Consider the following 7,114-nt stretch of genomic DNA (forward strand, 5'->3'; position numbering starts at 1 on the left):
GCCTTGACAGTGTTCCGGCTCATTCGACGTCACCGCCGTCACCGGCGCCGGACCCGGCTGACTCGCCCCAGATGCCGCAGGGGTTGAGCAGCTCCGCCAGCGTCGCCATCTCGGCGTTGCGGGCATCGATGACGCGGATCGCGTCGATCAGTTCCTCGGCCGGGCGCGCCGCTGCCTTGCGCAGCACGTCGGTGACCTGGGCGAGGGTGCGGCCCCGGGCGTCGTTGAACTCGTACGATTCCGAGCCGTCCTCGACCAGCAGGTACCGGTCCAGGTGCAGCACGGCCTCTTCGAAGTCCAGGAAGCCGGGGTCGTCGAAGTGTTGCGCCGGGGCGTCGACCGGCCCGCCGTAGCAGACCATGCCGATCGCACCGACCAGGCATGCCGGGGGCGTGAACGACCCCGAGGTGCTGTCGTAGTAGGCGCCCTTGATCCAGCCGTGCCGCTCCAGGTAGAGCGCCGCGTCGCGCAGCACCTGCGCGGCCGTACCCGGCGCCTCATCGACGGCGTCCTGCCGCGCGATGTCCGCGTCGCGTTCCCGCCCGGCGTCGCCGATGGCCCTCAGGCCGGACTCGGTGACGACGTAGCCGGACTCGTCCGCAACGTTCACCGGCTGGGCCGCCGTGCCGATCGCCGAGGCGACCCAGGCGCGGAAGCGGCCGGTGTCGGTGAACAGGTCGGCGAGGAAGTTCTCACCGAACGCCCGGGACTGGGCAGGGTTGTGGTCGGGTTCGTGGGTAGGGTTCATCGTGCCGACTCCTTCCGTCGGAAGTGGGTTGGTGATGGGGCGGCGGCACCAGCTCTTGCTTGGCGGTGGGATCTGGTGTCGTCCGCTCGGTTTTGGTGGTGTTGGTGCTGGTCAGTGCATGTGCTGCACGATGGTGATGCAGCGGTGACCGCCGACCGCGAGCCCGCCGGCGAGCAGCAGGACCACGGGAACGGCGAGCGCGCCGAGGCCCATGACGGTCCACAGCAGCCAGCCGCCGACGAACAGGCCGGCCAGGAAGACCAGACCGACCAGGGCGCCGAAGCCGAGCCAGAAGCGGCGAAACTTCTTGTCCCGCTCCTTGATCTCGGCCTGGCGGGCCTTCCACCGCAGGTACAGCTCGGTGTTGCGCTGCTGCTGCCGGACCATCTCGGCCGGGTTCATCAGCCCGTACCGGATGAGGTCGGACTGCATGGCGGGGTCGATGTAGTGCACGACCTTCACCGGCTGGATCGGTTGGATGGGGAGATTGCGTCGGGCCATGAGAGCGGCCCTCCTTCCACTGGGATGGTTGTCCGCCCGGGAATTCCGGGAGGTTTGTGGGTGCGTCAGGCCGCCGACGGGACCGACCGCAGGCGCGGACGGTCAGCGGTGGCGGTGGCGCGCATCTCGCCCGCGTAGGCAGCGATGGCCGCGCAGGTGCGGTCATCCAGGTAGGCGGTCTTCACCAGCTGCGGGCTGCCGCCCTCGGCGATCAGCAGGCCGGCGCCCGGGTTGTTCGGGCTGATCGCGTTCGCCGTCCAGCCCTTGTTCGCCCAGCCGTGCCCGAGCACGATGTCCGACGAACTGTCGTTGGTGCACCGTCCGGCGAACCGCCACGCGAACAGATCCCGCAGCGACGTCGGGATGATGTCCGAGCTGGGCCGCTGGGTGGCGGCGATGACGATGATGCCGACCGCCCGGCCCCGGGCGACCAGGTCGCGTAGCAGCGACGCGAACTCTTCGCGCTGCTTCTTGTCCCCGGTCGTGGCCGAGTAGTACGCGATCTCATCGATCGCGACCACGTACGCGGTGAACACGTCCTGCGGCGTGATCTTGCGGCGCTCGCAGTCCAGCAGGTACGCGTACCGGTTGTCCATCATCGTCTGGATCCGGCTCAACAGAGCCAGAGCCTTGACGATGTGCGGGCCGACGAACGCGTCCGCGCACTTACGCCACTGGCCGAGTTCGACCTGCTTGCCGTCCAACAGGATCAGCCGGCAGTCCAGGCACAGTGCCGCATAGGCGACGAGCACGTTCAGCAGCGCCGACTTGCCCGCACCGGGCTCGCCGCCGATCAGCAGGTTCCGCCAGATCAGCGGCACCCGCACCGGCAGGCCGAACTCGTCGATGCCGACATGAACGCTGTCGAAGATCGACAGCGGCAGGCCGGGCTTCACCGGGCCGAGTGCCGTATCCGCGACGGTCATGGGCTGCACGGGTCAGCCTCCGGTCAGGCCGCCGCCGGAGCCGCAGAGGCCCAGGCGTCGTCCGGAACCTCGGAGGGAACGAACCCGTCGCCCTTGCCGGCGCGGTTCATCCGGGTGACCTTCGCCTGCGCGAACCGCAGACTGGGGCCGATTTCATCGACGTCCAGCCCGTACGCGGAACGCTTGTCGCCGGTCTCCTTGTCCTCCCACCGCGACAGCCGCAGCCGCCCGGTGACGATGACCCGCGTGCCCTTGCTCAGCGACTCGGCGATGTGCTCGGCGATGTCACGGAACCCGGTGCACGCCATGAACAGCGGGTCGCCGTCCTTCCACTCGCCCGACTGGCGGTCGAGGGTGCGCGGCGTCGACGCGATCGTGAACTTCACCATCGCGGTACCGTTCGGCAGGAACCGCAGTTCCGGGTCGGCGGTCAGGTTGCCGACCATGGTGATCGTGGTTTCGTTCGCCATCTCAGTTCTCCTTGTCAGTGATGGCTTGCAACGGGGACTTGCTCAGGCACCCGCACGCGTGAGGTCATCGGCGACCACCGCGCGGCGGTTCGGGTGCCGGCTCTGCGATGTCAGCCAGTTCCAGGCCGACCAGCGGCACGGCCGGGGACACCGGCACATCCGCCACGGTGTTACGCAGGCTCGGGATCAGCAGCGCCAACGGCGAATCGATCCGGCCCACCAGCGGGTCACGACGGGCGATGTCGACACGCAGCAGCGCCGCGTACCGCTCCGACGCCGGCGCGATCCGGACCTGCTTGGCGATACAGGCCACCGCGATCTGCGAGGCCTTACCTTCCAGCTCCTCCAGCGACAGACCCGGCCGAAGCCACAGCCACACCCGCTCACCAGCAAGCGTCGGCCGCGCCCACAACAGGAACGGCAACGCCGCCGGACGACCACCGGTCACCCGCGCCGTGCTACGCACCAACGTCGCGAAGCACAACCGCAGCCGATGGCGAACCACCAGGCACCACGCCCACGCCCACACGAACCGGCGCGACCGGCCCGGCACCAGCACCGCAGCCAGCAACCCCAGCAGGACCGCCGACGCGATCCACGCGTTCGCCAGGTGCGCCAGGGTGACCCAGCCGGCCGTCGAGACCAGCGCAGTCGTGATCTCGATCGACCACCACCACAACGTCCTCAACACCGGCCAGGCACGCACCACCAGCGCCGCAACGAACGCGCACACGACACCGACCAGCGCGCCCAACGCCACCGCGAGCAACAGCGGGCTGAAGACGCTCAGCACCGCGGTCGCCAACGCATCCGCAGCCAGGCCCACGACGAGCGCCGTGACACCGGCACGCCGGGCGTACCACTGCGAAACCGGTGTCTCCACGATCGTCATCGCACCGACGGGCTGACCTCCGAACAGGTTCCGGCCACTCACAGCACATCACCTCCTCTGATCACTGCCACCTGGGCCGAATACAGCGTGCGTGCTGTATTCAAGAGCCGACGATACAGCGCCAGTGCTGTATTCGCTAGGCGCGAGGAAGAAGGTCGTGCGGTGGTGTGGGTTACTTGCCGCGGCGCGGCCGGTTGGCGGCCCAGGTCTTGACTGTCGCGGGCCGCCATGCCGGCGAACGGCCGAAGGTGCGCTCCGGCGCCGGCGCCTGGTCCCGGGCGACGTACGCCGCCCACGTACTGCGAGTGATCCCTAGGTACGCGGCGCACTCGGCCGCGGTCCACCAGTCCGTGGGCAGCTCGTCGATCGTGGGCGCGGGAGTCATCGCGCTTTACGGTACGCGAAACCACACCGAAGCCGCTGCACTGACGGTCGATCGGCGGGCGAGCCGCGCACTGCCGACGTCGTCGGTTCCGACCTTGCCGCGTCGCTCCGTGGTTGACGAGGGCAACGAACGCGATTTCCAGCACCAGCAGGCCGATGCCGACACCGAAGACGATCAGGGGAACCGTTCCGGGCATTCTGGTCATGAGTCATCCCCTCTGCCGATCTCGCGACGACATCGCGAGTCGCCTAGAAGAGTGAATTGATCGACAGAGACCTATCTAGGTCCCGAGACGGACCAGTGGTGGACCACTACAGGACATATGAGGGACATTGGTTGTGACGGCGGCTATTCATGAGCGACTGTCGAGGTAGAACCCACTAACTGAGGAGCGGAGCGGAACCGTGGCACGACCGCGCAGGGAACCCCGCACGCTGCTGGAGCACTTGATCCAGCAGCGGGACCGCACCTATGAAGAGATGGCCGCCGAGTTCTCTCGCTTGGACGAGCGAGCTACGATCAGCGCCCGCCACCTGGCGCGCATGGCCCGTGGAGAACGAGGAACTGCGGGCGCCACGCCCGCCACTCGCCGCGCACTTCAGGCCATCTTCGGTGCACCTCTCGATGAGCTGCTCCGCCCGTGGGCTCCGAACCTCGCAACAGCCGCGCCGGCTACCGACGGCTCATTGGTGCTGCCGTCACCCGGCAACGAAAGGGGCATCATCACCATGGCAGCCGAACGCGCCCGCCGGTTCACCCTGCTCGCCGCCGAGAGCACGACGCCCGAAGCCGTCGACCAGCTGCGCGACGACGTCCAACGCCTGGCGCTCGCGTACCCACAACGGCCTTTGACTGAGCTACTCGGCGACCTGGCCGAAACCCAAGACACGCTGTTCGCTCTACTGGAGCGTCGGCAAACCCCGCAGCAGGCTCGGCAGCTGCACTTCCTCGCCAGCGTGACAAGCGGCCTGCTTGCCAAGGCATCGCACGACCTGGCCGATCCGCACGCCGCCATGCTCCAAGCCCGAACCGCGATCCTCTGCGCCGACCAGGCCGACCACAACGGACTACGCGCATGGCTCCGAGGCCTCCAATCCATGGTGGCCTACTGGGCCGGCCGCTACGCCGAGGCCGTCCGATACGCGGAGATGGGCACCGAGCACGCCGGCCACGCCGGAGGCACCACGTCGGTGTGGTTGCCGGTCAGCGCCGCCCGCGCCTACGCCGCGCTCGGTAACAGCGACCGCGCGCTCAGCGCTATCCGAGCCGCCGAAGACGCCTGGGACCACGTGGAGCCGGATGCCGTTGACGAGCTGGGCGGCATCTGCACCTTCAACCAGCCGCGCACTCTGTACTACGCCGCAGATGCGCTCGCCTGGCTGCCCACCGAGGCCGACAACGCCGTCGCCTTCTCCACCCGCGCCGTCGCCGCGTACGCCGATCGCACCGATCCCGCCTGGGCCTTCGGCGACCAGGCCGGCGCTCACGCCGACCTGGCCATCTCCCGGATCGCTTCCCGCGACATCGAGGGCGCTCGCGAGGCGCTCGCGCCGGTCCTGGACCTCGTCCCTGAGCAGCGCATCAACGGCATCGTGCACTCCGTCCAGCGCGTTCACCAGGCCGTCGCACGTGCTGGCCTTATCGACGATGCCCACGACCTCATCGACCACATCGAGAACTTCACTCACACACCGCTGAAGGCCCTGCCTCATTAGGGCAGGATTGGCCCATGTACCCCGTGACACTGCCCGGCCGCGTCGTCACCCTGCGAGAGTTCCGCAGCGACGACGCGGCCAGTTCTTTGGCCATCGTCGGCGACGACCAGGTCACCCAGTGGTTGTCCTTCGACAGCCGTGACCTGCCAGCCGCCAGGGCAATGATCGATGGGGCCGTACAACGAGCCCAGCAGCAGCCCCGCAGCGAGTACTACCTGGCCGTAACGGACGAGCACGATGAGCTGGTCGGTTTCGCTCGCCTCGCACTCGCCGGCGTGAAGGCAGCGAAGCTCGGCTACGCCATCCGCGCCGACCGATGGGGCAAGGGCTACGCCACCGACGCCACCCGACGCCTGATCACATTCGGCTTCGAGGAACTCGGCCTCCACCGCATATCCGCCGCCATCGGCCCCGAGAACGCCGGCTCCCTCGCGGTCGTCCGAAAGCTGGGCATGCAGCTGGAGGGGCGCCTCCGCGACCACGTCTTCACCAACGGCGCCTGGCGAGACTCCCTGCTGTTTTCCCTGCTCGAACACGAGTGGACCTCGCAAGCCGCCATGCAGCGAGCGAGCTGATCTGACTTGAGCGACCGCATCACGGACCTCGCCAAGGCGGTCGCGTGAGGCCGGAGGCGACTGCATTGCTCGACCTGATCACGACGGTGTCCTGCTGCGCAGCCTGCCCAGCCCGCTGAGCCCGGCCGAGCTGGCCCGCCTGCGCGATGCCCGGCCCGCCGGGCCGCCACCTCAGCCTCCGGCGGACCCGGTGCGGGTGGAGCGGCGGATCAGCGCCCGCGGTTCCCTGGCCGTCGCCGGGCAACGCATCCACGTCGGCATGATCCACGCCGGCCTCACGGTCACCGTCGAAACCGCCGACACCACCTGGCGGATCTACCACGGCGACGAACTACTCACCGAAGTCGCCCGCACCACCACCAAGAACGTCGCCAGGTTCAAGGTCCGCAAACCCGAACGTCAACGGCGCGGCACGATGAAGACGTGACACCCGAACCCGATCGCATCGGCAGAGACGACCGCCCGGTCATCGCCATCAACCAGCGTGGCCTCATCCTCGGCCTGGACGCCGAAGGAACCTGGATCATCTGGAACGAGGACGACACCGTCTGGCCCCTGCACACCGTCTGGCTCGCGCACGACCACCTCACTTGGCTCATGCCCCTCCTGCAACAACCACAGGACGCCGTCATCAGAGCAACCTCGCAAGCTGAGGCCGGTAGCGAACTGCTGTCTGCGGTGCTGAGCCACGCGCTGGGATGCTGGAGTGACTACTGGGCCGGACTCGCACTCGAATGGCTGGAAGCCGGATACCCCACAACCGAACTCCTCGACGCGCTCCAAGCACTCAAGGACTCCCCTCGACAACCTCCCCTATTCAGAGGGGATATGACTGATCGAGGTCAGTGAAAGAAAGGTGCACCTGACCTGCAAGGATGTGGGTGTCGAAGCCATGTCCACAG

At 68.1% G+C, this 7,114-nt stretch carries 10 protein-coding genes; 4 read left to right on the forward strand and 6 right to left on the reverse strand.

The features are described 5' to 3' along the window. Positions 1–19: 19 nt before the first annotated feature. From CLV70_RS14120 to CLV70_RS14145, 6 genes are all read right to left on the reverse strand, one after another. Positions 20–748 carry a DUF6197 family protein gene (locus CLV70_RS14120; RefSeq protein WP_106126898.1) on the reverse strand — a complete coding sequence of 243 codons (729 nt, stop codon included), beginning with the start codon at positions 746–748 and terminating at the stop codon, positions 20–22. Between the two features lie 111 nt (positions 749–859). Beyond that, positions 860–1,249: a hypothetical protein gene (locus tag CLV70_RS14125; RefSeq protein ID WP_106126899.1), complete on the reverse strand. Its 390-nt coding sequence runs from the start codon at positions 1,247–1,249 to the stop codon at positions 860–862. A 65-nt stretch (positions 1,250–1,314) separates the two neighbouring features. Further along, complete coding sequence (locus CLV70_RS14130; protein ID WP_106126900.1) at positions 1,315–2,175, reverse strand: FtsK/SpoIIIE domain-containing protein; 861 nt, start codon at positions 2,173–2,175, stop codon at positions 1,315–1,317. Positions 2,176–2,198: 23 nt separating this feature from the next. Beyond that, positions 2,199–2,645: a single-stranded DNA-binding protein gene (locus tag CLV70_RS14135; protein WP_106126901.1), complete on the reverse strand. Its 447-nt coding sequence runs from the start codon at positions 2,643–2,645 to the stop codon at positions 2,199–2,201. A gap of 64 nt (positions 2,646–2,709) precedes the next feature. Then, entirely contained in the window at positions 2,710–3,537 is an 828-nt protein-coding gene (locus CLV70_RS14140) for a hypothetical protein (protein ID WP_106126902.1), read from the reverse strand. 172 nt (positions 3,538–3,709) lie between these two features. Beyond that, the gene (locus CLV70_RS14145; protein WP_106126903.1) at positions 3,710–3,922 is read right to left on the reverse strand and encodes a helix-turn-helix transcriptional regulator; all 213 of its coding nucleotides are present in this window, start codon (positions 3,920–3,922) and stop codon (positions 3,710–3,712) included. Positions 3,923–4,326: 404 nt separating this feature from the next. Between CLV70_RS14145 and CLV70_RS14150 the strand changes: the two genes are divergently transcribed. From CLV70_RS14150 to CLV70_RS14165, 4 genes are all read left to right on the forward strand, one after another. Then, positions 4,327–5,637: an NsdA family TPR-like regulatory protein gene (locus CLV70_RS14150; protein WP_245908210.1), complete on the forward strand. Its 1,311-nt coding sequence runs from the start codon at positions 4,327–4,329 to the stop codon at positions 5,635–5,637. Between the two features lie 14 nt (positions 5,638–5,651). Further along, positions 5,652–6,212 carry a GNAT family N-acetyltransferase gene (locus CLV70_RS14155; protein ID WP_106126904.1) on the forward strand — a complete coding sequence of 187 codons (561 nt, stop codon included), beginning with the start codon at positions 5,652–5,654 and terminating at the stop codon, positions 6,210–6,212. 196 nt (positions 6,213–6,408) lie between these two features. Further along, positions 6,409–6,639 (forward strand): hypothetical protein, encoded by a 231-nt coding sequence (locus CLV70_RS14160; protein ID WP_146164057.1) that lies wholly within the window; start codon positions 6,409–6,411, stop codon positions 6,637–6,639. Next, positions 6,636–7,061 (forward strand): hypothetical protein, encoded by a 426-nt coding sequence (locus tag CLV70_RS14165; protein ID WP_106126906.1) that lies wholly within the window; start codon positions 6,636–6,638, stop codon positions 7,059–7,061. The genes CLV70_RS14160 and CLV70_RS14165 overlap by 4 nt, the downstream gene beginning before the upstream one ends. Positions 7,062–7,114: the final 53 nt, after the last annotated feature.

It is taken from the genome of Pseudosporangium ferrugineum, assembly GCF_003002065.1.
In the GTDB taxonomy this organism is placed as follows: Bacteria; Actinomycetota; Actinomycetes; order Mycobacteriales; family Micromonosporaceae; genus Actinoplanes; species Actinoplanes ferrugineus_A.

Bases quoted from the DNA above. Each gene is read 5' to 3' on its own strand.
- CLV70_RS14120 (WP_106126898.1), bottom strand. From the start codon at position 748: ATGAACCCTACCCACGAACCCGACCACAACCCTGCCCAGTCCCGGGCG.
- CLV70_RS14125 (WP_106126899.1), bottom strand. From the start codon at position 1,249: ATGGCCCGACGCAATCTCCCCATCCAACCGATCCAGCCGGTGAAGGTC.
- CLV70_RS14130 (WP_106126900.1), bottom strand. From the start codon at position 2,175: ATGACCGTCGCGGATACGGCACTCGGCCCGGTGAAGCCCGGCCTGCCG.
- CLV70_RS14135 (WP_106126901.1), bottom strand. From the start codon at position 2,645: ATGGCGAACGAAACCACGATCACCATGGTCGGCAACCTGACCGCCGAC.
- CLV70_RS14140 (WP_106126902.1), bottom strand. From the start codon at position 3,537: ATGACGATCGTGGAGACACCGGTTTCGCAGTGGTACGCCCGGCGTGCC.
- CLV70_RS14145 (WP_106126903.1), bottom strand. From the start codon at position 3,922: ATGACTCCCGCGCCCACGATCGACGAGCTGCCCACGGACTGGTGGACC.
- CLV70_RS14155 (WP_106126904.1), top strand. From the start codon at position 5,652: ATGTACCCCGTGACACTGCCCGGCCGCGTCGTCACCCTGCGAGAGTTC.